Here is a 23,594-nt window from a genome sequence, read left to right as displayed (position 1 = left end):
AAGAAACAGAAGCAAAAGCCCCTTTATGACAAGTCAGATTTATATTCCCCCCGGGGGACATTCGTCCCTTTACCCCCTTGTGTTCAAAATACACTGTGAGAATGAAAAATAATAGCGGAATAGTAATTAATGTAGGTTGCTCCTTGACAATTACTCACGTAAATTTGCAACATTAATAACGTAGATCTCGTTACAAAGCAAAATAAACTAATCGAGTAATACATTTTTTAAACTTGCAGCCCAAAACACAATATCACAGAGAAGAATTGCTCAATGCGCTTTCCCACGGACTGGGCGTCCTTCTAGGGATTCTTGGATTTTTCATTTTATGGGAGCACCATAAGTCCGACATCTCATGGGCTACTACAAGCCTTGTGATTTACAGTATTTCCGTAATACTATTATTTTCTGCATCCACAGCATACCATGCAGTTCAGGACCCCAGAGTAAAACGTAAATTAAGAGTACTTGATCATATCAGCATCTATTTTCTGATCGCAGGAACCTATACCCCTGTAGCCCTGATCACTTTAAGCGATTCACAAGGAATTCCATTATTTTTTGTGGTCTGGGGAGTGGCTATCGCCGGAACGCTGTTTAAAATATTCTATACCGGAAAGTTAGAATGGCTCTCACTAATGCTCTATCTCGTCATGGGTTGGCTAATCGTCTTTGATTTCAGCTTCCTGTGGTCACAACTCAGCTCAGACGGGGTTTTACTGCTATTCCTCGGCGGTGCTTTTTATACCCTCGGAACTGTATTCTATGCCATTCGCCAGATTCCGTATAACCATTTTATCTGGCACTTGTTTGTACTCGGAGGAGCGGTAAGCCATTGGCTTCTCATCTACATAGATGTCCTTTAGGGCAGCAGGTACTCCCTATAGTTATCAAAAAAAGATTCCATTAATTCCATTTTCTCCCTGAGAAATACCATGACTTCTTCCCAGGTATCTTTATCGTGAATGCAAACACCGTCTTTCTGTACATAGATCCTGGCAATCCTTTTGTTGTTCTCGAGGACAAAGGCCGAATCGTATGTTGCTCCAGGCAGATAATCGTCAATGAGTATTGATTTCAGGGAAACAAGCTTATCCCACAGGGCTTCTCTTTTTTCCTCTGCCAGGTCCTCCAGGTCTAATGAAACCATCGCTATGTGTAAATCAAAATGGAATTTGAGAACTAACCCTTTGATACCGGTTTGATAAAGCCTCCATTTTCTAGGAAAAGACTTTCCAAAAGAGATCCAGAATTGTTCTCGGAGCAGTTTAGATTCCTTTTTGGAAAACATTCTAAATAAAATAAGCCATAACGATTCCCAGAAAGATCACAATCAATTTTCTCAGATTAAATGTATGTCCCTGAGAACTTTCAAAGAGGATGACTGTGGATATGTGGAGTAATATTCCAATAACCACAGCTGTGATCTGAGCTTTATAAAGAATCAGAAACTCAAGGTGTGTGGCCAGTAGGCTGCCAAAAGGTGTCATGAGGGAAAATAGCAGAATGAAAACAAAAGCCGTTATTTTATTCTTTTGGGAGTTGAGCAGAAATGTACTTAAAATCAAGGCAATAGGGATTTTGTGAACCAGTATTCCGTATAAAATGGGATTCGCATCGGTAAGGGGTAATCCCTCCATAAAGGCATGTATACTTAAACTGATAAAGAGGACCCAAGGGAAAACTTCCTTTTGCTCATCCCAGTGCATGTGACCGTGTTCGGCACCTTTTGAAAAGAATTCCAGGAAGATCTGAATCAGGATGCCGGCCATAATATAAACACCCATCGCCCTGGGATCTGATGAGTCGTAAACCTCGGGTAAAAGGTCAAAAATGGTAAGAGCAAGGAGAAATGCCCCTGAAAAAGCCAGTAACAGTCGGAGCCCCAGCATTTTTTTAGGTTTGGTAATGGCCACAAATCCAAAACTCAGGACTACTGTCAGGATTAAAAGAAGATAACTCATATTACGGAATCCAATTGCCGGGAACCATTTGTCCACAAGGCCCAAATTTAGCGTATTTTTACGGCTAGATACGGATGGAAATGAGTAATAATTTTAAAATGGTCGCCAAAACTCTCTACGGATTTGAGGAGATACTGGCTAAGGAGTTGAGAAATTTAGGGGCGGTGAACGTTGTTCCCGGGGTAAGGAGCGTTTCGTTTGAAGGTGACACTGGGTTTATGTACAAGGCAAATCTTTGCCTGAGGACTGCAATAAAGATCATCAAGCCCATTGCCAGCTTTAGAATAAGAGATGAAAATGAACTATATAAAGAGATATATGCCATGGACTGGAAGGCCTATCTCTCTGCTGATGCCACTCTTGCCGTGGATGCCACGGTACACTCGGAAAAGTTTACCCATGCCTTATATGTTGCTCAGAAAACCAAGGATGCCATAGTAGACAAAATCCGAGATGAATCAGGGGAAAGGCCCGATGTTGACCTTAAATCTCCTGATTTACGTATCAATATCCATATTCAAAAAGATCAATGCAATGTGTCTCTCGATAGTTCAGGAGCTTCGCTTCACCATAGAGGCTATAAAACAGCCACAAATATTGCGCCTATCAACGAGGTGCTGGCCGCCGGCTTGCTGCTGCTCAGCGGATGGGACGGACAATGTGATTTTCTCGATCCAATGTGTGGTAGCGGTACCATCCTGATTGAAGCCGCTATGATCGCCTGCAATATCCCTGCTAATATCAACCGAAAAGGATTTGCCTTTGAAAAATGGCCCGATTTTGACGAGTCGCTTTACGAAAAAATAATCAGTAGCAGTCTGAATAAAACACGGGAGTTTCACTTTAAAATAATGGGCTATGACAAAGCTCCTTCAGCTGTTCAGAAGGCCCAGGACAATGTGGCCAACGCAAACTTATCAGAGTATATTAAAATTGAAAGGCAAAATTTCTTCCTCAGTGAAAAGTATACAGAAAAGCATTTGCATATGGTTTTTAATCCTCCCTATGGGGAACGACTCAATATTGAAATGGAAGATTTTTATGCAAATATTGGCAATACGCTCAAACGTCAATATCCCGGAACAGATGCCTGGTTTATTACCTCAAATCTGGAGGCTCTGAAACATGTTGGACTCAGGCCTTCGAGAAAAATCAAACTCTACAATAGTCATCTCGAATCGAAATTAGTGAAATACGCAATTTACGAAGGAAGTAAAAAGGCGAAGTTTAATGAAAACCACCGGACTCAGAATTCCTGACACCTCCCGAAATTTTCAACAAAGATTTTAGTTTCCGCTGGCCTGCGTTTTATTTGGTTTTTTACTCTTTCGGTACAGAGGGAGAAAATAAGTAATACTATAATTGTAACCCACCCCAAAATTACTCCCATCCGTTACCTTGTTAAATCCGGGGATCCAAAGATTAGGAAAATTTTCAGCCTCCTTGTTACTAATCAGAAATCCCATCCGTACACTGGCCCCAAGGTAAAAATTAGCAAAAAGCTCGGCCTTAATTCCCATAAGTACTTCCAGCCAGCTTGCGTTGAGTCCGCCGTATTCACCATTATTCTGAATCCCCTCAGCAAATGCATTAGGTTCCCAATACCTATTACTGTCGTAGATAAAGGAAGAATTGACGGTCTGACTAAATGTACTGAAAGCGTAACGACCACCGATATAAATCAGATTGTTCATGCCATACCAATTTTCATAGGTATTGAGATCAACCCCAAGCTTCAGATAACTACCCGAGGTCGTAAAATTATACAAGGCTGTAGAACTTGCAATATCAATATTGGTCAGTTCTTCCTGACTTGTTCTTTTTTCATTTCCCAGTTCCCCGGCAAGGTACAGGCGTTGTGTGAGGCGGTAATCGGCAACCAGTTCCAATCCTGTATAATCATCGTTTAAGAAAGATAATGCTAGTCGACTCAAATCAACTCCCGCCCTCAAACCATAAGGCTGTTTGTTTGAGGTAGTATCTTTTTGCTGCAGGTTAATTGGTTCAGACTGTGCATGGACAAAAAACCAGCAACAGCATAACACCCCACTAATGAAATATTTTAACATGCGCATTGAGTTGTGAGGTTACTAAGGTGTCTGCTATTTCAATATTTTGTATCCAATTATCAGAATCGGTGGTCAGGTTGTCCTCCATCTCACTGAAATTGGCAACAAATCCACAGGCACGGGAGATAAATACTTCCCGAGTACTATAATTGAATTGCAGGGTATCGATATTGCCGGTTTCATTTTCCTCCTCATCTTCCGCCGAATTGAGTATCAACTGGAATTGGGTGTCGCCATAATTAACTCGCAATGGAATGGCAACTGAATCGGTTGTGGAGCGATCTGTGAAGGTGTCAACTGGGTCTCCATTTCCAATTCCTATGATCCTGAGATTTGTAACGGATTTTACATTACTGGTATCTGTGGCGTCATAAAACCTAAGTATAAGAAGGGGAGTATCACCATCCACACAGATATCATCTTTTTCACAAGAAACGGCACCTATAAAGAAAATGAAGGCCAGCAGCCCGAGATGAATAGGTCTTACTATGCGAATAAAGCATCTGAAAATTCGGGGAATGAAGCTCATTCTATACTTTTCGTTTTTCCAAAAGTACAACATTTTCTACGTGATGAGTTTGCGGAAACATATCAACCGGCTGCACTCTGAGAATCTCATAATCCTCCTTCATCATTTCCAGATCACGTGCCTGGGTTGCACTATTGCAACTTACATAAACGATCCTGTGCGGGGACATTTTAAGAATTTGAGCAACGACATCTTTGTGCATACCTTCTCTTGGCGGATCTGTTATTAATACATCCGGAATTCCGAACTCCTTCACTATTTCGTCGCTTAATGCCGATCTCATATCCCCCACAATAAATTCAGCATTGGAGATCTTATTTTCCTTTGCATTGACTTTTGCCGCGGAGATGGCGTCCGGTACGATTTCAATACCCACCATTGTTCGTGTATTTTTTGCAAGAAACAATGCTATGGTCCCCGTCCCGGTATACAGGTCATATACGAGTTCCTTTCCGGTCAGTCCGGCAAACTCCCTTACCACTTTATATAAGGAATTTGCCTGCTCAGAGTTTGTCTGGTAAAATGATTTGGCATTGATCCGGAAGCTAAGTCCCTCCATGGATTCCAGGATGTACTCCCTGCCGTGATAGCAATGCACCTCCTGATCATATATCGTATCGTTTTTCTTCTCATTGATGACATACAACAGAGAAGTGACCTCTGGAAACTTATTTATAACATGATCCAGTAGTAGTTTTCTTTGCTCGGGTTCATCTTTTGCAAATTGAATCAAAACCATTAATTCACCTGTAGAACTGGTCCTGATCATCAGGGTTCTTAGAAGTCCGGTCTGACTTCTTGGATTAAAAAAAGCTAGCTTGTGCTTTGTAGCAAAATGTTTTATCTCTAATCGGATGGCATCCGATGGATGGGGTTGAAGGTGACACTCATCCAGGTCGAGTACCTTATCCCACATTCCGGGCATGTGCAGGCCCAGGGCATTTCTATCCTCGATACGACCTTCCTGTTTTAACTCTTCGGGATATAACCACCGGGAATCGGAAAATGAAAACTCCATTTTGTTGCGGTAATAGTATTCGGATGGAGCACCGAGAATGGGTTGAATTTTTGGAAGGGTAAGATGACCGATGCGTTTCAGATTATTTTCTACTTCACGCTGCTTGAAATACAACTGACTCTCGTATTTCATATGTTGCCATTTACACCCTCCACAACTTTCAAAATGTTTGCATTTAGGGGTTGTACGACGATCGGATAAAATGTGAAAATCCGTTGCCAACCCTTCATAATACGCCTTTCTTTTTTTCGTGGTTTGAACGGTAACAACATCTCCGGGAACTGCATTTGGCAAAAAGATTACCCTGCCATCGGGTGCTTTGGCTATAGCTTTTCCCTTGGATCCTGCATCAATAACCTCAATATTTTCGAAAATTTGCCTCGTGTTTTTTTTGCGCATGGCCAAAGGTAAAATCTTTTTAGGGATCGGACGAAAGGGAAACAATGAAAAAATCAAAGTTGAGATAGAATCCCCATAAACAATGGTATCTTTATCATATACGAATGTTTTTTGAACCCTTTTATATTTCGTAATTTTGAGGTCTTACATAGGATGATTTCTCTCCCAAAGAAGGAATGGTTTTAGTTTTACTTAATTCATTACATTATGTCTGTCTTAGAAAAATTGAGCTCTAAAGATGCCATTGCTCTGGAAGAAAAATTTGGTGCCCAGAATTACCATCCACTACCTGTTGTCCTGAGCAGGGGAGAAGGGGTTTTTGTCTGGGACGTTGAAGGGAATAAATACTACGATTTCTTATCAGCTTATTCAGCAGTGAATCAGGGGCATTGCCATCCTGAAATCATTGGGGCATTAAAATCCCAGGCCGAAAAGCTCACCCTGACATCCCGCGCTTTTTACAACGATATGCTAGGCGTTTATGAGCAGTATATTACTTCTTACTTTGGCTTTGAGAAAGTCCTTCCTATGAATACGGGAGCCGAAGCTGTGGAAACCGCTATTAAACTAGCCAGGAAATGGGGATATGAGAAAAAAGGCATTCCCAATAATAAGGCGCGTATCATTGTTTGCCAGAACAACTTCCACGGACGAACTATTTCGATTATTTCCGCCTCAAATGATCCTGTTGCCACAGAAAATTTCGGCCCGTTTACACCAGGGATTACTTCTATCAGATACAACGACATTGAAGCTTTGAGGGAAGCGCTTGAAGACCCCAACGTTGCAGCTTTCCTTGTGGAACCAATACAGGGAGAAGCTGGCGTATATGTGCCCGATGAAACTTATCTGAAAGCTGCATATGAGCTCTGTAAATCGAAAAATGTATTACTTATTGCTGATGAAGTTCAAACGGGGATAGCCAGAACAGGTCGGTTATTAGCGAGTTGTGGAAATTGCTCCTGTCCCGAAAAGAATTGCAGTGGCAGCCCTGAAGTTAAACCAGACATTCTAATACTGGGTAAGGCAATATCGGGCGGTGTATTTCCTGTTTCAGCGGTATTGGCAGATACTCACATCATGGAAGTGATCCGTCCTGGAAATCACGGGTCTACATTTGGAGGTAATCCGCTTGCATGTGCGGTGGCCATGGCAGCTCTGAAAGTGGTCAGGGATGAGGATTTAGCTGAAAATGCCGATAAACTAGGGAATATCTTCAGGAAAGAAATGGAGCAGTTAGTAAAAGATTCTCCTTTGGTTCGACTTGTAAGGGGAAAAGGATTGCTGAATGCCATAGTCATCAATGATTCTGAAGACAGCTCCACCGCCTGGGAGATTTGTATCGCTTTAAAGAATAACGGTTTGCTGGCAAAACCAACACATGGAAATATTATTCGTTTTGCCCCACCTCTGGTAATGACGGAAGAACAATTGATGGATTGTGTTCAGATCATCAGAAAAACCATTCTCGAATTTGAAGCGAAGATGGATTAGTTTCAGGAGTACTATGTATATCCTGGAAATAAAAAGACCCTATCATTTCGATAGGGTCTTTTTGTTATCTGTATGAAGAGCTTACGACCTGATTTCCTTAATTCTGGCTTTTTTGCCGGTCAGTCCTCTGAAGTAGAAGATTCTCGCTCTTCGTACTTTTCCTTTCTTATTGATCTCAATTTTTTGCAGGGCAGGCATATTGATTGGGAAAATTCTTTCCACACCCACTGTTCCAGACATTTTTCTGATGGTGAACGTTTCTGAAGCTCCTGAACCTCTTCTTTGGATAACTACTCCCCGGAAAAACTGAGTTCTGGTTTTTTCCCCTTCCTTGATCTCGTAGTAGACTGTAATCGTGTCACCTGCAGAAAATGCGGGAAAATCTTTTTTTGGAATAAATTCGTCCTGAACAAATTTTATTAACGGTTCCATTTAAATCTATATTTTTTATTTTTTAAAAGCAACGTTCACGGAGATCGTCAGAGGTTGATTTTAACGACTGCAAAAATAGTCGATAAATCATTACGAACAAGGATTTTAATCGAAATTTTATCCTGATTCCGACGAAGGATTACTCCAACAGATCCGGCCGAAGCTCCTTTGTTCTGAGATATGCCTGTTCCTCCCGCCATTCTTCTATGGCTTTAAAATTACCTCCCAGTAATACTTCAGGGACCTCCAGACCTTTGTATTCCCTGGGTCTTGTATAAACCGGGGGAGCCAGCAAATTGTCCTGAAAAGTATCGGTCAGGGCCGAAGTTTCATCATTGAGTACCCCCGGGAGTAGCCTTATTACAGCATCACATAGTACTGCTGCTCCTAGTTCCCCTCCTGATAACACATAATCTCCAATGGATATTTCCTTGGTGATCAGGGTGTCTCTTACCCTCTGATCCACCCCCTTATAATGACCGCAGAGGATGATGATGTTCCCTAAAAGTGACAGGGAATTCGAAATTTTCTGATTTAATGTCTCTCCGTCTGGGGTGAGGTAGATTACTTCATCGTATTCTCTCTCCGATTTTAACTTCCGAATACATTTATCAATGGGCTCTATCATTAATACCATCCCTGCACCACCTCCGAACTGATAATCATCTACCTGTTTATAATTGCCGATGGAATAATCCCTGAGATTGTGAATATGAACCTCTACCAGACCTTTGTCAATAGCCCTTTTCAGAATAGAAGCCTCAAACGGACTCCGGAGGATATCGGGAACAACGGTGATGATATCAATGCGCATTGTAGTTTGTGTATGGGTTATGACCTACTTTAACGGGCTGTCCAAAAGTAATGAAAACAATGAACATCCTTTTCCCATCCCAGTCGCTCATAAAGAGCCTGAGCCGGATTATCAACCCCTGTTTCAAGGGCCAGGCCTTTATACCCCTGTATCTCACAGAATTGCTGTGCGTGTTTTAGTAAATCAGCCCCAACTCCTTTATTTCGAAAATCGGGGGAGACGTAGAGGTCATTTAGAATATATACAGGCTGGAGAGAAACCGTTGAAAAACTGCTGTATAGTTGTACAAATCCTGCAGCTTTCTGATTGCTCATTGCCAGAAATATATCAGAATCGTTATGCTCAAACCGGGCTTTGAGGAATTGCTCTGCAGCAGATTCATCGGAAGTTTGTTTGTAAAACACTCTGTAGGCATCGAGTAAAGGAACAATTACCGGGATGTGTTCTTGGGTTGCTTTGATAATTGAAAAAGACATAAAGCGATAAAAAAAGCTCCTTTCGGAGCTTTCATTTATTTTGATTTACGGTACTTGTTGATCTCATCCTGAAGTTGCCTGCTAATACGCTGCTCTCTTTCAAGGGCTCTTCTTCGATGGTCTTCATATTCAGTCTCCAGATCAGCGAGATTGCTTTTCGCTTCCTGGGTAAGGACGTTACTCTGCCTGAATTTAAAAATAAACAGCAATAACAGGAGGAACAGACCCAGAATTAAGGTCCAGAGCGTTACATTATAAGTGGCTTTTGATACCTGAGCCCCAAGCAAAGACATGCTGTCTTTTTCTTCCGTAACTGCGGTTAGATTTTTTGTGGTCTCTTCCAATTTGGAATTTAAAGAAGCAATGGTATTCTCCTGAGAAGTGATCACTTGCTGTAACTGACTAGCCTTTTGATTGGCGGCATTTATCGTATCATTTACGTTTTGCCTCAGCTTATCCAGGTTGAGCGTGCGAACAACCTCATAACGCTTGCCATCGGCACGGTAATTACCGGATTTCTGGTATATATATTCGAATTGCGAATTGATAGTTCCTCCATCGAGTGAAGGTTCCGGGGCACCTTCGCCGGTTTGGGAAAATACTTGGATTCCTGCGAGCAGTGTGAAAGCAATAAATAGCTTACTAAAATATCTCATTTTAGATGGTTCTCTTGTTTAACTTTGATTTAGGTAAGGCTAAAGTACTTTTAATATTAGTATTTACGAAAAAAAAGTGAATTAAGATCTTTTGGAATGAGGAAAAAGAAGTTTGGTTAAAATCGACTACAATTGCCCACTAATAATATGTAAACCTCCTTACCTTGGCTATGTACTTTGCCAATCGGATTACCTGATGTGCATACCCATATTCATTGTCATACCAAACATACAGGACCACATTCTTCCCTTTTGAATCTACAATAGTTGCTTTACTATCATATATAGCAGGGGCAGACGTTCCTATTATATCAGAGGATACCAGTTCATTGCTGAGTGAAAATTTGATCTGTTCTACCAGATCACCTTCCAGGGCATACTTCTTAATAATTGTATTAATTCCGTCCTTCGATGTTTTGTTTTTTACTTCCAGGTTAAGTATGGCCAGGGATCCATTAGGTACAGGGACCCTGATAGCGTTTGAAGTAAGTTTGCCATCAAGGGATGGCAGGGCCTTGGCTACTGCCTTTCCTGCTCCGGTTTCTGTAATGACCATGTTCAGTGCAGCTGCCCTGCCACGTCTGTATTTCCCGTGCATATTATCTACCAGGTTCTGATCGTTTGTATAGGCATGTATAGTTTCCAAATGGCCTTTTACAATCCCCAGGGAATCCTCTACCACTTTTAATACTGGGGTAATTGCGTTTGTGGTACAGGATGCAGCGGAGTAAATTTTTGTGGTATCGGGATTAAATTCACGTTGATTCACCCCGTGAACAATATTGGGAATGTCCTTGCCCGGTGCAGTTAATAGGACTTTTTCTACACCTGCTGCCTTCAAATGTCTTGAAAGGGATTTTTCATCCCGGTAGGCTCCTGAATTATCAATAACAAGTGCATTTTGAATGCCATAACTCGTATAATCCACTTCCTCAGGAACACTGGCAGAGATCATATGAACTGTTGTGCCATTGATGACCAGTGCCTTATTCTCGATATCAGCCTCAACGGTGCCACTAAATTGCCCGTGAACCGAGTCGGTCCTCAATAGTGTTGCTCGTTTTTCCAGAATCTCCTGGTTAAGTTCGCCCCGGGTCACAACAGCCCTGAGTCTAAGCTGGTTGCCTTTTCCCGTTTTGGCCATTAGTTCTCTTGCCAGCAGTCTGCCAATACGTCCAAATCCGTATAGGACCACGTCTTTAGGCTCAATTTCCTTGCTTTTTTTTGCGTCCTTGAGTTTGTCAACGACAAAGGCTTTGACATTACTGTACTGGGCTTCATCTTCAGAATGATACTCATAGGTGAGTTTTCCAATATCGAGCTTAGAAGGGGGCAATTTCAAATCATTTATCGCTCTTAGAATCTCTACTGAATCGAATATGGAGATAGGTTTTTGTACAAATTGCCCGGCATATTCGTGAAGGTTAATGATATCACTTACGGGTTTATCGATGATCTGGTTTTTGAAAAGCACCACTTCTATGGCCCTGTCATACCAGAGGTCACTAATGATCTTAATAAATTCTGTAGTTGCTTTCCTTCGATCGGCCTGAAAGGCCAACTCCTTTTCATAGGATGAAAATTTGTTCATTGAGGCAGTTGTTTAATTTTTTGCAAAATTATAGATTTCAAACGTTTTCGCCCAAGGATATACAATTAAAAAAAGCGCATCGTAAACGATGCGCTTTTCAACTTCTTTTATAATTGTAATTACTGGAAAATAACCCTTTCTCTTTCTCCGTCTTTATTCAGTAAAGTGATTACGGTTTTTCCGTATCGGGTTATCTTTCCAAACTCAATCCTTGCGTCCTGAATATTATTGATGGGTTCCCCGTCAATTTCCAGAATGATACTTCCTTCAAGTTCGAGCCCATCTCTCCTATACGTTTCAGGAATACCGGTAATTTTAACTCCCTCTTTAATCTTAAAGAGTTTTTTGTCCTTTTCGGTGAGATTCTTTACAACGAGGCCCATCACCGGTACAATAAGTGACTGCCTTTCTTTTAAGGTAACAGGGAAAATCATAGTTTCACCATCTCTCTCCACAGTGACCTCTACCTTATCTCCCGGTCTTTTTGTGCTTATATATCCGGTGAGGTCTGCAAACCTCTGAATTTTAATATCATCGATCTGCTTGATGATATCTCCCGTTTTAAGTCCGGCGTCATCGGCTCCCGATTCTTCTTCAACTGTTCCGACGTATACTCCTTCAATTTCATTAATGCCATTTTCAATGGCATAAGGAGTATTAATCCTCGGAGCAGAAATACCAAGCATACCTTTTTGAACGTTTCCGTACTCCAGAATATCTTCAACCACCTTCTTTGCAATATTGCTGGGCACAGCAAAGGAATAACCCACGTAAGAGCCAGTCTGAGAAGTAATAGCGGTATTGATTCCGATCAGGTCACCATTTGTATTCACAAGGGCACCCCCGCTATTTCCTGGATTTACGGCTGCATCTGTCTGTATAAATGATTGCTCTGAATTTCCCAGGGCTCGTGCTTTGGCACTGACAATTCCTGCTGTAACTGTTGAAGTAAGATTAAAAGGGTTTCCCACCGCAAGTACCCATTCGCCCACTTTGGTATTATCAGAATCACCAAATGCCAGGTAAGGGAGGGACCGGTCAGCATCGATCTTAATAAGTGCAATATCCGTGTTGGGATCTGTGCCTATTAATTCTGCGTCGTACGACTTGTTGTTGTTCAACGTAACCTTTAGCTCGGTCGACTTAGCAATAACATGGTTATTGGTAACGATATATCCGTCAGGGGAAATAATTACCCCGGATCCCGTTCCTATCTGTGGAACCTGACGTGGCTCGGAGCCGTAAAAGAAATCTAAAAAACTAGGTGCTTTGTTGAGGGTCAGGTTTTTTACATGCACTACTGCATTTACGGTATTTTCGGCAGCCGTGGTAAAATCGACAGCGTCAATGCCGGCTCCAGCTGAAGAAACAGGGGTATTACTTGTTTTAAATACAGGCATTTCGCTTTCGGTGAAAGCAAAAGCTGATTTATCCTTTTCAATAAATAATTTATAGCCTCCCAGGGTGATTGCACCACCAAAGATGGCCACCATAAGTAAACTTGTAAATCTTTTCATACGTCTTTTGATTTTATTCAACTTAAAATTAAAGGTTTTGTAATGATCACTTCGTTCTTTAACGCCTTTTTAACTGCTAAAAATACCTTAAATAATGTCCTATCTTTGTACCTTGATTTATGCAATGGAATTTCAATTTCACAAATATCAGGGCACAGGTAACGACTTTATCATCTTTGATAATCGACAGGAAAAATTCCCCAAAAACAATACCAATCTTGTAGCACAATTATGCGACAGACGTTTTGGCATTGGAGCTGATGGTCTTTTGTTACTTGAAAATGACAAGTCGGCAGATTTTAAGATGATTTACTTCAATGCCGACGGTAATCTTGGATCGATGTGTGGCAACGGCGGCCGGTGTTTAGTTGCCTTTGCCCGGGATATGGGGGTGATCGAGAAAGAAACCACTTTTCAGGCCAGTGACGGACTCCACCACGCTTATATTTCAGGGGAAATGGTAGCATTGAAGATGTCTGATGTGGGAAGGATAAGTAAAAAACGCAACGCGTATTTCCTGGATACCGGCTCTCCTCACCATGTTCAGATTGTGAAAGACCTAAACTCCCTGGATGTTGTCAGGGAAGGAAGGAGGATACGATATGGTATTTATGGAGAGAAAGGAAGTAATGTCAATTTTGTAGAACAACTTGCACCAGATACCTTTTGGGTGCGGACTTATGAACGCGGAGTGGAAGATGAGACCTATTCCTGTGGAACCGGGGTAACGGCCGTGGCTCTTGCGATGCATTTTGTTTCCAAGACGGAGGCGGATAAGATACATATCAAAACAAAAGGTGGTGACCTTAGTGTCACTTTCAAAGCAGTAAAAAAGGGTTACGAAGATGTAGTACTTGAAGGACCCGCAACGTTTGTATTTAAAGGCCTGATCGAGTGGTAGAACTAAAAGGAAAGAAGGTGATTCTCAGAGCTCTGGAAACAGAGGATCTTGATTTTTTATACCTGTTGGAAAATGACACCCGATTATGGGAAATAAGCGGAACACAGCAGCCTTATTCCCGGCATGTTTTAAAACAGTATCTAGACAATGCCCACAGGGATATTTATGAAGTAAAACAGTTGCGCCTGGCAATCTGCGACATGGATGGTTCCCTGGTAGGTTTGATAGATCTCTTTGAATTTGACCCCAAACATGAACGCGTAGGTCTTGGACTGGTAATTCTCAGGCAGGAAGATCGAAAAAAAGGTATGGGCATGGAAGCCGCAGACCTGGTAACAAAATTTGCTTTTACCTCCCTGAATGTCAGGCAGGTATACGCCAATGTGATGGAAGACAATCATCCGAGTATCAAGTTATTTGAAAAACTGGGCTTTACGAGGACGGCTGTTAAAAAGGATTGGATCAGATGGCAGGGATCCTACAAAGATCAGTATCTCTTTCAAAAATTTAACCCGCTATGTACTTAAAAAGAATCGTGATTACCGTATTACTCCTGGGAGTTCTGGGGGGAGGAATTTTTGTTTATTATGTGTATTCCGCATTTTTCTCTCCAAATACGGCATTTGAAAATAAGGAAGCCTTTGTTTACATTCCTTCCGGGGCAGATATGGCAGATCTCAAGGAGCAGTTGGAGCCTTTATTAAAGGATTTTGGCGCCTTTCAGTCTGTGGCAGAAAGAAAGCAATATCGCATTAAAGGGGGTAAGTATATTCTCAGGAAGGATATGAGTAATAATGATATGGTAAATACCCTTCGCAGCGCTAATACCCCGGTAATGGTCTCATTTAATAATCAGGAATCTCTGCAGGCCCTGGCAGGTAGAATTTCATCACAAATTGAAGCGGATAGTATTTCCTTGCTGGAGGTTTTTAGAGACAGCCAGTTTCTAAAAGAACGAAATCTTACTCCTGAGACCAGTTTGGGCCTTTATATTCCTAATACATATGAATTCTTCTGGAATACATCGGCTCTCGATTTCAGGAACAGAATGGAAAAGGAATACGACAAATTCTGGAATAAAGAAAGGATGGCGAGAGCCAAAGATTTAGGAATGGACCGGGAAGAAGTTATTACGCTGGCATCAATAGTTCAGAAGGAAAGTGCCAAAGTAGACGAAAGGCCCAGAGTGGCTGGGGTTTACCTGAATCGTCTGCGACGGGGTATGGCCCTTCAGGCCGATCCCACTGTCATTTTTGCTCTTAAGCGAAAACTCAACAACTGGGACACAATTATTCGCCGGGTACTCTACCGGGATCTCACCATCGATTCACCTTATAATACGTATCGCTATGCAGGCTTACCTCCGGGTCCTATCGCCATGCCTGATATTTCAGCGATTGATGCCGTTTTAAACGCTGAGGAACATAATTACTATTACTTTGTGGCAGACGTAGAAAATTTCGGATATCACAAATTTGCTGAAAGCCTGGTACAGCACAACCGAAATAAAGAGCAATACATCCGGTGGATAAATAGCCAAAATATTAACAGGTAGGAACTTTATCGGTTAAAATTATCCATTTGTCCCAAAAGTATCATAAAACTCCCTCTTCAATGAGGATGTAAGAAAAAAGCTGCTTTATCTTTGTATGGTGAAATTTAAGCAAGTCCTTATTGGATCATAAGTCTTAAGAAAACACGTATATGAGAAAGTGGATAAGTTTACTCTGTCCTCTTATCATGATTTTAATATTAGCGAGCTTTGGTACTTCCCCAAAGATTACAGTAACAGTACCTGAGGCGCTGATCGTTAGAGAACCTACTCCGGTTTTGTATCCCAAAGACAAAACCAATATGCCTTCCTCAATGGTGATACCGCCCTTTGTGGGTAGTTCCTTTGTGGGCTTTAAAGAAGCTTTGGCTTTTAAAGAATCACAGGGAGACTATTTTATAATTAACACATTAGGTTATCTGGGCAAATATCAGTTCGGTATTGGTACCCTTCAGCTTATGGGTGTTTACAATGCCACTCAATTCCTTAACGATCCCACTTTACAGGAACGCGTGTTCAGGACTAATCTGGCCCGGAATAAATGGATACTCCGGAGAGATATCCACAGGTTTGTAGGGAAAAAGGTGAAGGGAATTGAAATCTCGGAATCTGGTATCCTGGCTGCCGCTCACCTGGCAGGGCCCGGCAACGTTAAGAAGTTTCTCAGATCATATGGGCAGTGGGATGTAGAGGACGCTTACGGCACTAGCATATCGAATTACCTTAAGCAATTCTCAGGATACGATGTATCCCTAATTATTCCACAAAGGAATCCCCAGATCTAGGACTTAAGAGGCCTAATGAGATTCCGTAGATAAGGTCTTCAGGCTAGAAGTAAAAAGATCGCAGGCCTTTTGTGCAGGTCGGGAGATTCATGTCTCCATTCTTCAATCGACTTAGTACGAATGTATTCCCCGGGTAATGTTATATCTGCTGCAATACATAGCAGGGTAGAGGGGGAGAGTACCTTGACTAGGTCCTGAAATAATTTGTCATTCCTGTAAGGGGTTTCAATAAATAACTGGGTTTGCTTTTTTTCCCTCGAATCTCGTTCTAAAGTTTTCAGGCTCTTTTTTCGCTCAGTTGTATCTATGGGAAGGTAACCATGGAAGCAAAAATTCTGCCCGTTTAAACCGCTGGCCATCAAGGCCAGGATAAGTGATGAAGGGCCTACCAGGGGTACCACCTGAATATTCTTTTCATGGGCAATCCTGACGACTTCCGCTCCTGGATCTGCTACAGCCGGACTCCCGGCTTCTGATAGAACTCCAACGTGATTTCCTTTTAAACAAGGATCGAGAAAGGCAGGGATGGTATCGGGTTCTGTGAATTTGTTTAGCTGTTCAATATGCAGGGAGGGTTGTGATTTTCTGGGGGCAATATTTTTTATAAACCGCCGTGCGGTTTTTTCGTTTTCCACGATATAGTAATCTATTGCCTCAATAGCCTGTTTGATGGAGATCGGAAGGACTTCCAGGGGTGCCGTACCCCCAAGGGTAGTGGGGATCAGGAATAATTTTCCGGGAGTCTTATCCGATTTGCTCATAAACTTGTTCTAAAGTTCGTTTGCCAGTTTTTCACAAGCCTGATCGAGTAGCTGAAAGACCAGTTCAAACCCATCGTGCCCCCCGTAATACGGGTCGGGTACTTCGGCAGGTGAAGATTCAATCCCCTCCAGGATCAGCCTTACTTTAGCCCGACAAGAATCATCCGGAGCAAGGGCCAAGACATCGGTGTAATTAGCCCTGTCCATTACAAATATATAATCGAACTTAAAGTAATCCTCCTTAATAAATTTACGACAGCGTTGCTGACTGATATCGATGTTGTATTTTTTCGCTGTGTCAATCGATCTGGGATCAGGTGCATTCCCGACATGATATCCCGCCGTTCCGGCAGAATCAACTTCAATCTTGTTAGGGTCGACTTTTGATCTGAGTATGCCTTCGGCTAATGGGGATCTGCAAATATTACCCAGACACACCATGAGCACTTTCTTTTTCATACCTGTTTAAGAAAACTTCTTGGTCAGATCTTCTATGTACTTTCTGAATTGTTTGTCGGTTTCCGCGAGGTTATCCACGGTCTTACAAGCGTGCAGGACGGTAGCGTGGTCTCTTTTTCCAATCTGGGATCCAATGCTGGCCAGTGACGCTTTTGTAAATTTCTTGGCAAAAAACATGGCCAATTGTCTGGCCTGAACGATGTGGCGTTTTCTGGTCTTGGATTGAAGGGTTGCTACATCCATTTCAAAGTAATCTGAAACTACTTTCTGGATGTAATCAATTGAAACTTCCCGCTTGGTATTTTTTACAAATTTTTCAACGACCTGTTGCGCCAATTCAAGGGTTACTTCACGTTTATTAAAGGAAGATTGGGCAATTAAAGAAATTATCGCCCCCTCCAGCTCCCGAATGTTGGTCTTTATGTGTTTCGCAACGTATTCGATGATGTCATCGGGCATTTCTACACCGTCTCTGTACAATTTATTTTTGAGGATAGAAATCCTTGTTTCGTAATCCGGATTTTGTAGCTCAGCAGATAAGCCCCATTTAAATCTGGACAACAATCGCTGTTCTATATCCTGCATATCTACGGGAGCTTTATCTGATGTGAGGATTACCTGTTTGCCATTTTGATGCAAATGGTTAAAAATATGGAAGAATACATCCTGAGTTCCAGATTTTCCGGATAAGAATTGTACATCATCAATGATCAGAACGTCGATCAGCTGATAGAAATGAATAAAATCGTTTCTGGTGTTCTTTTTAACCGACTCGATATATTGCTGGGTAAATTTCTCTGCAGATATATAAAGAACGGTACGTTCTGGATATTTGTCTTTGATATCGACGCCTATAGCATGGGCGAGATGTGTTTTTCCCAACCCTACTCCTCCGAAAATCAATAATGGATTAAAAGAAGTGCCTCCTGGCTTGTTGGCCACAGCCATTCCTGCCGATCTGGCCAGTCGGTTGGAATCTCCTTCCAGGAAGTTTTCAAAGTTATAATTGGGATTGAGTTGTGATTCTATTTTGATATTTCGAATCCCAGGAATTACAAAAGGATTCTTGAGTTCCGGATTTTTTGATTTTACAGGCACATCCATCTCTTGTGTACTGACATTACCACGGTTTGTACTGGGTATACGTTCCGTAAAAGGTTCTTTGTTACCGTAAGTGTTCTCCATTTTAATAATGTAAACCAATTTGGCTTGCTCTCCGAGTTCCTTAGTAAGTGCAACTTTTAATAATTTCACATAGTGTTCTTCCAGCCATTCATAGAAAAATTTACTGGGGACCTGAATACTAAGTGCTTTTTCGGAAAGTTTAACAGGTTTGATAGGTTCAAACCACGTTTTGAATGCCTGCGGTTGGATGTTATCTTTGATAAATGCCAAACAATTGTTCCATACGGAATTAGCAGTAACACTCATTTTAAAAACGCTCTATTTTTGTTGGTTAGTGATTTAAGCCAGTTGGTTTGAGAAAGTGTCGTGAAACTTTCTTTTAGAGTGAGACAAATATGTGAACAAAAAAGCTAAAAAAAAAATCATTTGAGGTTGAATTTATCCTTTTTTTTTCGCATGTTCCGGCTCATAATTCCTCCTTTCTAAATATATACTTTTTAACTGAAAAATGGAGCATCAAAACAAATTTTCTTTTCGAGTTCGATATGGGGAAACAGACCAGATGGGGGTGGTCTACCACGGGAATTATGCCCAATACCTGGAGATGGGCAGGGTAGAGTGGTTGAGGTCCCTGGGATTTTCTTACAAGCAGATGGAAAAAGACGGAATCATGTTGCCCGTAATTTCCTTACAGATGGATTTCAAGAAATCGGCAACCTATGACGACCTGATCACGGTCGTTACCCGACTTTCAAAACCTCCCCTTGTTAAAATTGAATTTGAATATGAAATTCGCAACGAAAAAGACGAATTGTTGGTTACTGCCAGAACGGTATTAGCTTTTATGGATATGAAAACTGGGCGCCCCATAAAATGCCCCGATTCCATATTGCTTCTTCTCAATTCGGACTAGAAGCTGGATCACTTTTTAATATCACATCAACACCTTTCATAGCTTCTAATTTTTTCCTTATTTCATTTACCTTATTTCTCGGAATATTAAGCCTGTACTTTACCTTGGTACCTGACGCTTGATCGAGTAGCTGGAGCTGATATTTTTTAATAAGGCGCATTACAGGATTGATCGAGCTGTAATCAAGTTCTACCGTAAGGGTATGGAAGATGGTTTTTTTAATGATCTTCACCTCCTCAAGAGTAAGTTGAGCTGTTTTTTTATAGGCAGAAATGAGTCCGCCAACACCAAGTTTGGTCCCTCCGAAATACCTGACTACCGCCACCAGAACCTGTGTCAGCTCAAAGGCCTGTATCTGACCGTAAATCGGTAATCCTGCAGAATTATTAGGTTCCCCGTTATCATTCGCCCGCCAGCTCACTGCATCCATGCCCAGTTGCCAGGCATAGCAGACATGGTTGGCACCCCTGTGTTCCTGCCTGATATTTTCCAGGATAGTCTTGATTTCTTCTTCATTTTTGACAGGATATGCGAAACCCATGAATTTACTGTTGCGTTCCTTGTATAGAATACCTTCAGCAGGAGTGGCTATTGTTTTATACTGATCAGTAGACATATTTCTTCATTTAAAAGGCCGCAACCAGCAGAATGCTCAGAATGGCAAGGCCAATTCCTATCCAGTTCCTGAAACTGAGTACTTCCCTGAAGAGCAGTATACCCAATAAGGTCGAAAACATTACAATGGCCACATTGTTAATGGTAAATACGGATGCGCTGTTTAATACTTCGTTTTGCAGCGCGCGGAGGAGAAAATAAATCGAAAAGAAATTGGGAACTCCAAGGGCTATTCCGCCCAAAATACTTTGGGGAGCCATCCGGATATTTCCCGTAAAGGACTTGAAAAGAATAAAAACTAAACCACAACACCCGGCACTGGCAAAAACCGTAGAAGAAAAAACGGGAAATTCTTCAGATGGCACTAAGTACTGCTCGGCGTACTGTATACTGGCATCGATTACCCCTGAGCCCAGAAAAACCATTAGCGGCAGAAATAATGATCTCCTGTCGAAAGGAAGGTGCGCCTTTCGCATCGAACTAAAATAGACCGCACATAAGGCAAGGAGAACACCAATTGCTTTTAAAAGCCCCAATTCCTCACCATATAAAAAGACCCCAAGTACAACAGGGATACTCAAGGACATCTTCGTAGCTACTGAGGCAACCGATACACCTAAAACCTGAGATGTTTTTGCCATAAGATTGAAAATGATAATAAAGAGGACTCCCAGGGCAAGCGTGCCGATAAACCAGCTTTTACCGGGAATTTCCAGTGGACTAACCTTATTATCCATCATGGTGAAACCCACTAAACAAGCAGTAAAGTAGTTTATTATAATGGCGTACAGGGTTTGCACTTTAAATCGGGCGTATAGCTTAAAGATTACAAAGATCAGACTGGAACAAAGAATACTCAGGGCTAGATACAGCATATCATAAATGCTTTTTGATGTCAGTTACTTCTTCCTTTCCAACTTGCAGGTGCCAGGTCTGCAGGCCTAAATTTCGGGCACTTAGGATGTGTTCCAGTGTATCGTCTACAAAAAGGGTTTCTTGTGGCCGTAAGGAATGAGTCGCAAGTATGGTTCTGAAAACCTCGGCATCAGGTTTGCGCATTTTCATTTCATGTGAGAGATAAAAACCTTCAAAGCAGTCTCTAAATATCTCGTAGGTCTCTTTTCCCATTTCTTCCTTTACCCTTTCAATGTGAAGTACATTTGTATTGCTTAATAAAAACAGCCTGAATTTTCCTTTGGCAGCCAAGTCTTTTATGAAGTCGAGACGGGGTTCCGGGAAATCGAGAATTATAGCATTCCAGGCCGTAATTAATTTCTTCTCTTCTATTCCCGGGAAATAATTCTGCGCCATTTTCACAAATTCCGAGCTAGTCAGCAAGCCTTTCTCAAAGCTGAAGATCATGGGATACAATTCTTCTTCAATCTCATGATAACCAGCATTTGCCAGTTCGCGGACTGTGGCATCTTTGTCCAGATTTATAAATACATCTCCAAAATCGAAAAGTATATTCTTAATCATTTTTAAGGATTCTCAACAGATCATTCTCGAGGGTTGTCCTCTCTATTTCTACTCCCCCAATCTCGGGGGCTTTGATTCCGTTGCCTAGTTCAGAAGTCCCGGTAAAGATGCGCGCCTCATCCCAGACATCATGCTCTATAAAAGACTTAAGGGTTTCAGCTCCGCCTTCAATGATAATACTTTGTACGTTCCGTTGATGTAACTGATCACATATCTGAGTTATGACATTCTCTGAAAAATCAATTTCCTGAAACTCAAGACCCTTTCGTTTTGGGAGATCAGTTTTTGCCTGAGTGAAGATCAGGGTATTTGCTGTTTGGTCGTAGATATTATAGTTCTCAGGAATTTTTAAATGCCTGTCGATTACTACCCTCAATGGGCTTTTGCCCTGCCATGTCCTGGGGTTTAATTTCGGGTTGTCTTCCAGTACCGTGTTGGTTCCTACTAAAATAGCCTGTTCCTCTGTCCTCCATTGGTGAACTAATTGCCTTGAATAGCGATTTGAGATCCAGAAGGGCTCAGGGGTTTTTGCGCGCTCTGATTTTTTTGGAGCAATATAACCATCCGAACTTTCTGCCCATTTCAGGATAATATAGGGCCTTTTCTTTTCGTGAAAGGTGAGAAATCTTTTATGATGCTCCCTGCATTGCTCTTTCAGAACCGGGACGATCACTTCCCGTCCCTTTTCCTCAAGTGCGTTTATACCTTTTCCGGCCACTTTGCTATGAGGATCCTGAATACCAATGACAATTCTGGGGATGCCGCATTTCAATATTAAATCTGTGCAAGGAGGGGTCTTTCCATAATGCGAACAAGGTTCCAGGCTCACATACAAAATGGCCTTTTTTAGTAAATTCTTGTTTTTAACCGAGTTAATGGCGTTTACCTCTGCATGAGCCCCCCCAAAGGGACTTGTAAACCCTTCTCCTATGATCTTATCATCATACAGAATAACACATCCCACCATGGGGTTCGGAGCTGTTGTCCCAAGCCCGTTTTTACCCAGTTCTATACACCTCAGAATATATTTTTCGTGTATCTTCACTTCGCAAAAATAGGATATTAAAAAGGATTGAAAGGTGCTGGAAAATCGTGAAGTTTTTTCAGAGTATTTAGACCTTGTATACAAAGCTAAATATAGGTTTATATTAGATTGACCTTCAGTTATTTGTGATTTGTTACTAAAAGAAATAAAACATATCTTCCATAAGGAGCTGGATCAACGATATGGGAAAGATGAGGTAAATCATTTTTTCTACCACTTCGTTGAACACTATCTGGGTCAACCCAAATTTCATTTAGCGCTTCATCCTGACTGGATTATATCAAAAGAAGAAGAAGGTGTTTTCTTCAGAGGTTTATCAGCCCTTAAACTCGGACAACCCCTGCAATACATTCTGGGGGTTACCACCTTTACTGATCTTCCGATTAAGGTAAATAATAAGGTGTTGATACCCAGACCTGAAACCGAAGAACTGGTCCGTAAAATAATCGAGGATTTTAAGACTTCTTCCAGGCTGTTGAAAATTCTGGATATTGGAACAGGCAGTGGTTGTATTGCTATTTCACTGGCGAAACATCTTCCAAATGCGAAGATAACAGGAACAGACCTGTCTGCTGAGGCATTAAAAATAGCTGGGGAAAATGCACGGATCAATGAAGTTGATGTGTTGTTTTTGGAATCGGATATCATGTCTATGGATTTGGAAAGTAACCATTATGACATTATTGTTTCCAATCCTCCTTATGTGCTGGAGAAGGAGAAATTGGCGATGGAAGAACACGTGAAGGATGCTGAACCTTCAATGGCACTCTTTGTTCCTGATGAAAAACCGCTACTATTTTATGAATTTATAATTCCTGAAGCCTCGAAGGCATTGGTTGAAGGCGGTATACTCTACCTTGAAATTAATCAGCGTTTTGGAGCTGAAACCAGTAAATTGCTAAAGGATCATTCTTTTAAGCAGATTGAGCTCAGCAAAGATCTGCACGGGAAAGACAGATTTCTGAAAGCCATAAAAACTGATAAATAAAATAAATACTAT

General features: G+C 41.5%; 27 protein-coding genes. 9 read left to right on the top strand and 18 right to left on the bottom strand.

Annotated features, from left to right (window positions below; genetic code table 11):
• Positions 1–233: 233 nt before the first annotated feature.
• On the top strand, positions 234–866 hold the full coding sequence (locus AB8P51_RS14775; protein ID WP_369749642.1) for a hemolysin III family protein: 633 nt from the start codon (positions 234–236) through the stop codon (positions 864–866).
• On the opposite strand, the gene AB8P51_RS14770 is transcribed toward AB8P51_RS14775, so the two are convergent.
• Complete coding sequence (locus AB8P51_RS14770) at positions 863–1,291, bottom strand: DUF4268 domain-containing protein (RefSeq protein ID WP_369749641.1); 429 nt, start codon at positions 1,289–1,291, stop codon at positions 863–865. The genes AB8P51_RS14775 and AB8P51_RS14770 overlap by 4 nt on opposite strands.
• Position 1,292: 1 nt before the next feature.
• The gene (locus AB8P51_RS14765; protein WP_369749648.1) at positions 1,293–1,964 is read right to left on the bottom strand and encodes a ZIP family metal transporter; all 672 of its coding nucleotides are present in this window, start codon (positions 1,962–1,964) and stop codon (positions 1,293–1,295) included.
• An 80-nt stretch (positions 1,965–2,044) separates the two neighbouring features.
• Here AB8P51_RS14765 and AB8P51_RS14760 point away from each other — a divergent pair, with 80 nt between their 5' ends.
• Positions 2,045–3,223: a class I SAM-dependent RNA methyltransferase gene (locus AB8P51_RS14760; RefSeq protein WP_369749640.1), complete on the top strand. Its 1,179-nt coding sequence runs from the start codon at positions 2,045–2,047 to the stop codon at positions 3,221–3,223.
• A gap of 27 nt (positions 3,224–3,250) precedes the next feature.
• On the opposite strand, the gene AB8P51_RS14755 is transcribed toward AB8P51_RS14760, so the two are convergent.
• From AB8P51_RS14755 to rlmD, 3 genes are read right to left on the bottom strand one after another with little or no spacing between them, the layout of a single operon-like run.
• Entirely contained in the window at positions 3,251–4,033 is a 783-nt protein-coding gene (locus AB8P51_RS14755) for a DUF6048 family protein (protein ID WP_369749639.1), read from the bottom strand.
• A complete protein-coding gene (locus AB8P51_RS14750; RefSeq protein WP_369749638.1) occupies positions 4,014–4,562 on the bottom strand; it encodes a DUF6452 family protein in 549 nt (182 codons plus the stop codon). The genes AB8P51_RS14755 and AB8P51_RS14750 overlap by 20 nt, the downstream gene beginning before the upstream one ends.
• A 1-nt stretch (position 4,563) precedes the next feature.
• Positions 4,564–5,979 (bottom strand): 23S rRNA (uracil(1939)-C(5))-methyltransferase RlmD, encoded by a 1,416-nt coding sequence (rlmD, locus tag AB8P51_RS14745; protein ID WP_369749637.1) that lies wholly within the window; start codon positions 5,977–5,979, stop codon positions 4,564–4,566.
• A 207-nt stretch (positions 5,980–6,186) separates the two neighbouring features.
• Between rlmD and rocD the strand changes: the two genes are divergently transcribed.
• Positions 6,187–7,473, top strand: a complete 1,287-nt coding sequence (gene rocD / locus AB8P51_RS14740) for an ornithine--oxo-acid transaminase (protein ID WP_369749635.1) — start codon at positions 6,187–6,189, stop codon at positions 7,471–7,473.
• 81 nt (positions 7,474–7,554) lie between these two features.
• On the opposite strand, the gene rplS is transcribed toward rocD, so the two are convergent.
• From rplS to AB8P51_RS14710, 6 genes are all read right to left on the bottom strand, one after another.
• Positions 7,555–7,905 (bottom strand): 50S ribosomal protein L19, encoded by a 351-nt coding sequence (gene rplS / locus AB8P51_RS14735; protein WP_369749634.1) that lies wholly within the window; start codon positions 7,903–7,905, stop codon positions 7,555–7,557.
• Between the two features lie 139 nt (positions 7,906–8,044).
• Complete coding sequence (gene trmD / locus AB8P51_RS14730; RefSeq protein WP_369749633.1) at positions 8,045–8,719, bottom strand: tRNA (guanosine(37)-N1)-methyltransferase TrmD; 675 nt, start codon at positions 8,717–8,719, stop codon at positions 8,045–8,047.
• Positions 8,720–8,748: 29 nt separating this feature from the next.
• Positions 8,749–9,195, bottom strand: a complete 447-nt coding sequence (locus AB8P51_RS14725; protein WP_369749632.1) for an N-acetyltransferase family protein — start codon at positions 9,193–9,195, stop codon at positions 8,749–8,751.
• A 35-nt stretch (positions 9,196–9,230) separates the two neighbouring features.
• Entirely contained in the window at positions 9,231–9,851 is a 621-nt protein-coding gene (locus AB8P51_RS14720) for a tRNA (guanine-N1)-methyltransferase (RefSeq protein ID WP_369749631.1), read from the bottom strand.
• Positions 9,852–9,990: 139 nt separating this feature from the next.
• A complete protein-coding gene (locus AB8P51_RS14715; protein ID WP_369749630.1) occupies positions 9,991–11,442 on the bottom strand; it encodes a glyceraldehyde-3-phosphate dehydrogenase in 1,452 nt (483 codons plus the stop codon).
• A gap of 119 nt (positions 11,443–11,561) precedes the next feature.
• On the bottom strand, positions 11,562–12,959 hold the full coding sequence (locus AB8P51_RS14710; protein WP_369749629.1) for a trypsin-like peptidase domain-containing protein: 1,398 nt from the start codon (positions 12,957–12,959) through the stop codon (positions 11,562–11,564).
• 124 nt (positions 12,960–13,083) lie between these two features.
• Here AB8P51_RS14710 and dapF point away from each other — a divergent pair, with 124 nt between their 5' ends.
• The 4 genes from dapF to AB8P51_RS14690 all read left to right on the top strand — a co-directional run bounded on the left by dapF (position 13,084) and on the right by AB8P51_RS14690 (position 16,197).
• Positions 13,084–13,860 carry a diaminopimelate epimerase gene (dapF, locus tag AB8P51_RS14705; RefSeq protein WP_369749628.1) on the top strand — a complete coding sequence of 259 codons (777 nt, stop codon included), beginning with the start codon at positions 13,084–13,086 and terminating at the stop codon, positions 13,858–13,860.
• Positions 13,854–14,387: a GNAT family N-acetyltransferase gene (locus tag AB8P51_RS14700; RefSeq protein WP_369749627.1), complete on the top strand. Its 534-nt coding sequence runs from the start codon at positions 13,854–13,856 to the stop codon at positions 14,385–14,387. The genes dapF and AB8P51_RS14700 overlap by 7 nt, the downstream gene beginning before the upstream one ends.
• Positions 14,378–15,415 carry an endolytic transglycosylase MltG gene (gene mltG / locus AB8P51_RS14695; RefSeq protein WP_369749626.1) on the top strand — a complete coding sequence of 346 codons (1,038 nt, stop codon included), beginning with the start codon at positions 14,378–14,380 and terminating at the stop codon, positions 15,413–15,415. Before AB8P51_RS14700 ends, mltG begins: the two co-directional genes overlap by 10 nt.
• A 149-nt stretch (positions 15,416–15,564) precedes the next feature.
• A complete protein-coding gene (locus AB8P51_RS14690) occupies positions 15,565–16,197 on the top strand; it encodes a hypothetical protein (RefSeq protein WP_369749623.1) in 633 nt (210 codons plus the stop codon).
• A gap of 38 nt (positions 16,198–16,235) precedes the next feature.
• Here AB8P51_RS14690 and AB8P51_RS14685 read toward each other — a convergent pair whose 3' ends face one another.
• Genes AB8P51_RS14685 through dnaA form a run of 3 tightly spaced genes read right to left on the bottom strand, consistent with a single transcriptional unit; the run spans position 16,236 to position 18,848 of the window.
• On the bottom strand, positions 16,236–16,958 hold the full coding sequence (locus AB8P51_RS14685; RefSeq protein WP_369749622.1) for an SAM-dependent methyltransferase: 723 nt from the start codon (positions 16,956–16,958) through the stop codon (positions 16,236–16,238).
• Between the two features lie 9 nt (positions 16,959–16,967).
• Positions 16,968–17,417 (bottom strand): low molecular weight protein-tyrosine-phosphatase, encoded by a 450-nt coding sequence (locus AB8P51_RS14680; RefSeq protein WP_369749621.1) that lies wholly within the window; start codon positions 17,415–17,417, stop codon positions 16,968–16,970.
• 6 nt (positions 17,418–17,423) lie between these two features.
• Positions 17,424–18,848, bottom strand: coding sequence for a chromosomal replication initiator protein DnaA (dnaA, locus tag AB8P51_RS14675; RefSeq protein WP_369749620.1), 1,425 nt, complete (start codon positions 18,846–18,848; stop codon positions 17,424–17,426).
• Positions 18,849–19,050: 202 nt separating this feature from the next.
• Here dnaA and AB8P51_RS14670 point away from each other — a divergent pair, with 202 nt between their 5' ends.
• Positions 19,051–19,455, top strand: coding sequence for an acyl-CoA thioesterase (locus AB8P51_RS14670; protein WP_369749619.1), 405 nt, complete (start codon positions 19,051–19,053; stop codon positions 19,453–19,455).
• On the opposite strand, the gene AB8P51_RS14665 is transcribed toward AB8P51_RS14670, so the two are convergent.
• The 4 genes from AB8P51_RS14665 to ribD are packed head-to-tail and all read right to left on the bottom strand — an operon-like array spanning position 19,442 to position 22,594.
• Positions 19,442–20,071: a YigZ family protein gene (locus AB8P51_RS14665; protein WP_369749618.1), complete on the bottom strand. Its 630-nt coding sequence runs from the start codon at positions 20,069–20,071 to the stop codon at positions 19,442–19,444. The two genes, AB8P51_RS14670 and AB8P51_RS14665, sit on opposite strands and share 14 nt — an antisense overlap.
• A 10-nt stretch (positions 20,072–20,081) precedes the next feature.
• Positions 20,082–20,945 carry an EamA family transporter gene (locus AB8P51_RS14660; protein ID WP_369749617.1) on the bottom strand — a complete coding sequence of 288 codons (864 nt, stop codon included), beginning with the start codon at positions 20,943–20,945 and terminating at the stop codon, positions 20,082–20,084.
• Between the two features lies 1 nt (position 20,946).
• Complete coding sequence (locus AB8P51_RS14655; protein WP_369749616.1) at positions 20,947–21,549, bottom strand: HAD family hydrolase; 603 nt, start codon at positions 21,547–21,549, stop codon at positions 20,947–20,949.
• Positions 21,542–22,594: a bifunctional diaminohydroxyphosphoribosylaminopyrimidine deaminase/5-amino-6-(5-phosphoribosylamino)uracil reductase RibD gene (gene ribD / locus AB8P51_RS14650; RefSeq protein WP_369749615.1), complete on the bottom strand. Its 1,053-nt coding sequence runs from the start codon at positions 22,592–22,594 to the stop codon at positions 21,542–21,544. Before ribD ends, AB8P51_RS14655 begins: the two co-directional genes overlap by 8 nt.
• 130 nt (positions 22,595–22,724) lie before the next feature.
• Between ribD and prmC the strand changes: the two genes are divergently transcribed.
• Positions 22,725–23,582, top strand: a complete 858-nt coding sequence (gene prmC, locus AB8P51_RS14645) for a peptide chain release factor N(5)-glutamine methyltransferase (protein ID WP_369749614.1) — start codon at positions 22,725–22,727, stop codon at positions 23,580–23,582.
• The last annotated feature ends 12 nt before the right edge of the window (positions 23,583–23,594 follow it).

The sequence above is a fragment of the Muriicola sp. SD30 genome (genome assembly GCF_041205185.1).
Classification (GTDB): domain Bacteria; phylum Bacteroidota; class Bacteroidia; order Flavobacteriales; family Flavobacteriaceae; genus Muriicola.
This window is presented reverse-complemented; position numbering and strand designations above follow the sequence as displayed.

What these genes read in the sequence shown, in the direction of transcription:
- AB8P51_RS14750 (WP_369749638.1), bottom strand. Translation starts at nt 4,562, where the DNA reads ATGAGCTTCATTCCCCGAATTTTCAGATGCTTTATTCGCATAGTAAGA.
- dnaA (WP_369749620.1), bottom strand. Translation starts at nt 18,848, where the DNA reads ATGAGTGTTACTGCTAATTCCGTATGGAACAATTGTTTGGCATTTATC.
- AB8P51_RS14685 (WP_369749622.1), bottom strand. Translation starts at nt 16,958, where the DNA reads ATGAGCAAATCGGATAAGACTCCCGGAAAATTATTCCTGATCCCCACT.
- AB8P51_RS14715 (WP_369749630.1), bottom strand. Translation starts at nt 11,442, where the DNA reads ATGAACAAATTTTCATCCTATGAAAAGGAGTTGGCCTTTCAGGCCGAT.
- AB8P51_RS14710 (WP_369749629.1), bottom strand. Translation starts at nt 12,959, where the DNA reads ATGAAAAGATTTACAAGTTTACTTATGGTGGCCATCTTTGGTGGTGCA.
- rocD (WP_369749635.1), top strand. Translation starts at nt 6,187, where the DNA reads ATGTCTGTCTTAGAAAAATTGAGCTCTAAAGATGCCATTGCTCTGGAA.
- AB8P51_RS14770 (WP_369749641.1), bottom strand. Translation starts at nt 1,291, where the DNA reads ATGTTTTCCAAAAAGGAATCTAAACTGCTCCGAGAACAATTCTGGATC.
- rlmD (WP_369749637.1), bottom strand. Translation starts at nt 5,979, where the DNA reads ATGCGCAAAAAAAACACGAGGCAAATTTTCGAAAATATTGAGGTTATT.
- AB8P51_RS14720 (WP_369749631.1), bottom strand. Translation starts at nt 9,851, where the DNA reads ATGAGATATTTTAGTAAGCTATTTATTGCTTTCACACTGCTCGCAGGA.
- AB8P51_RS14690 (WP_369749623.1), top strand. Translation starts at nt 15,565, where the DNA reads ATGAGAAAGTGGATAAGTTTACTCTGTCCTCTTATCATGATTTTAATA.
- AB8P51_RS14665 (WP_369749618.1), bottom strand. Translation starts at nt 20,071, where the DNA reads ATGTCTACTGATCAGTATAAAACAATAGCCACTCCTGCTGAAGGTATT.
- AB8P51_RS14655 (WP_369749616.1), bottom strand. Translation starts at nt 21,549, where the DNA reads ATGATTAAGAATATACTTTTCGATTTTGGAGATGTATTTATAAATCTG.
- AB8P51_RS14680 (WP_369749621.1), bottom strand. Translation starts at nt 17,417, where the DNA reads ATGAAAAAGAAAGTGCTCATGGTGTGTCTGGGTAATATTTGCAGATCC.
- AB8P51_RS14765 (WP_369749648.1), bottom strand. Translation starts at nt 1,964, where the DNA reads ATGAGTTATCTTCTTTTAATCCTGACAGTAGTCCTGAGTTTTGGATTT.
- rplS (WP_369749634.1), bottom strand. Translation starts at nt 7,905, where the DNA reads ATGGAACCGTTAATAAAATTTGTTCAGGACGAATTTATTCCAAAAAAA.
- AB8P51_RS14725 (WP_369749632.1), bottom strand. Translation starts at nt 9,195, where the DNA reads ATGTCTTTTTCAATTATCAAAGCAACCCAAGAACACATCCCGGTAATT.
- AB8P51_RS14670 (WP_369749619.1), top strand. Translation starts at nt 19,051, where the DNA reads ATGGAGCATCAAAACAAATTTTCTTTTCGAGTTCGATATGGGGAAACA.
- AB8P51_RS14755 (WP_369749639.1), bottom strand. Translation starts at nt 4,033, where the DNA reads ATGTTAAAATATTTCATTAGTGGGGTGTTATGCTGTTGCTGGTTTTTT.
- dapF (WP_369749628.1), top strand. Translation starts at nt 13,084, where the DNA reads ATGGAATTTCAATTTCACAAATATCAGGGCACAGGTAACGACTTTATC.
- AB8P51_RS14660 (WP_369749617.1), bottom strand. Translation starts at nt 20,945, where the DNA reads ATGCTGTATCTAGCCCTGAGTATTCTTTGTTCCAGTCTGATCTTTGTA.
- AB8P51_RS14760 (WP_369749640.1), top strand. Translation starts at nt 2,045, where the DNA reads ATGAGTAATAATTTTAAAATGGTCGCCAAAACTCTCTACGGATTTGAG.
- mltG (WP_369749626.1), top strand. Translation starts at nt 14,378, where the DNA reads ATGTACTTAAAAAGAATCGTGATTACCGTATTACTCCTGGGAGTTCTG.
- trmD (WP_369749633.1), bottom strand. Translation starts at nt 8,719, where the DNA reads ATGCGCATTGATATCATCACCGTTGTTCCCGATATCCTCCGGAGTCCG.